Here is a 1,826-nt window from a genome sequence, read left to right on the forward strand (position 1 = left end):
TTATCAAAATGAGTCTTACTAATATACATTTTCATACAGCTATAGGCTGTTCAAGAAAATAGCAACATAAAAATATAGCTTTTTAGCAATATGGATTCTACTGTGATCTTTTTTCAACAAAATATAGAAAAATCTTCTATAAAACCTCACAGTTTATAGCCTCATCAAATATTATGCTTATCTCTAGATAAATACTGTGCGTCTGTAAAAAAAAAATATCCACCCTTATTTCAATAAATAAGGGTGGATGTTTTGTTCTATTTTCGTTGTTCGTATTATTTTATTTTCAGAGTGATTGCACCACCTATGCCCCAATGACCACCAGCACTCGTGGCAGAGAGATTAGAGCGGATTTTTCCGTTTTCAGATGTATAACCAGCACCAAGAGCAAATGCGGATTGTCCACGCCATGCGCCGCTACCAAATGAGACACTCAAAGATCCCGGCTCGTCAAAGTAACGTAGGTTGGATACTGCTAGACCAACGGCGGCTGCTTGCCTTGCCTCTTTCCGTACGCTCTTAATGTCATAACTTAAAATATTAAACTTCATATCTGTATATCGGTCAGACCGATCAACAGCATCATCAATGGCATTAATAACAATATTATCCACCCGACTATCCGTATATTTTTTTGCATCATCGAGAACAATTTTCATCTGTTGCTGAGTGTAATCATGTAGTTGACCACCATTCACAGCTTCTTTCGAACCTTGTTCAATGCGACCATTGGCAACATTATCAATCATAACAGGTTCACTTTCGTTGCCACCTTTTAGAGTGATCTTATTGGTTTTTTTACCATCAGCATCTTTATCATAGTTAACTGCACCATCAGAAAGATTATTAACCGTGTTCTCAATATTATCAACTCTGTCTTCAATATTGAAAACCGTTTCACCAATATTCGTAACCGTAGTGGAAATATTGTCGACTCTGTTTTCAATATGCTTAATATCTTTTTCAACGCCAGTGATACGTTCGTTGGTTTCCCAAAGCTGTCCACCATTGACTGCATCTTTTGAACCTTCTGCAATTTTACCATCTGCTACATTGATAATCTTACTTGGTTGACCATCATGGCTAGCGTCATAAGCTTTTTTCTGCTCATTCCAATTTAAACCATTGGACGAGACATTGTTTTCAACACTTTGAATACGGTCGTTTATCTTAGACATACTCTCACTTACGCCGTCAAAAGCACTGGCAACGTTATGATAATCCTTCTTTTCACCAGAGCTCCCGTCAGCCTTGAATTGTGCTATCTTGAAAGTAGGAGCAGTCCATTCTCCATTATTATAGCCAGCGCCACCACCAAAATATGCAGCAAGCTGATTACTCATCAAATAAAGTTGCGAACCATTTATAGCATCGGTTGAGTTAGCAGAAATATCTCCATTAGCAAGAAACTTAATTTTGCTATTTTCTTTGTCTGCTCCATGCTGTGCTACAAATGCCTGCTCATCATTGCTCCACAACAAAGCATCCCCTTTGACTTCTTGTGTAATATCATTGATTTTTTGTGTAAAATTATTGACCACATTCGTGAGATGACTATTCACACTCTTCACATTTGCATCGAGACCACTCAAAGCTGAGCCAACATCATGATAATTGGCTTTTGCCACCTGACCATCTTCAACAATAACAGATAAACTATAGTTTGGTCCTTTAAAAGCACCATTTTCGAACGAGGCACCACCACCAAAATAATTTGCTATATCTCCAGATATTTTATTAATTTGGTTCCCATTGATCGCATCATGCGAATCTTCAGCAATTTTCCCATCTTTAACATTATGGAGGGAAACGGGTGCTGTAGTCTT

1 protein-coding gene is annotated in these 1,826 nt (G+C 37.8%); it reads right to left on the reverse strand.

Annotated elements, in window-relative coordinates; genetic code table 11:
- Nucleotides 1-275: 275 nt before the first annotated feature.
- On the reverse strand, nucleotides 276-1,826 hold a 1,551-nt coding region (locus tag ACFIL3_RS03860; RefSeq protein ID WP_375681850.1), incomplete at its 5' end, for a Vomp family autotransporter.

It is taken from the genome of Bartonella sp. CE47NXGY (assembly GCF_042195415.1).
GTDB lineage: Bacteria > Pseudomonadota > Alphaproteobacteria > Rhizobiales > Rhizobiaceae > Bartonella.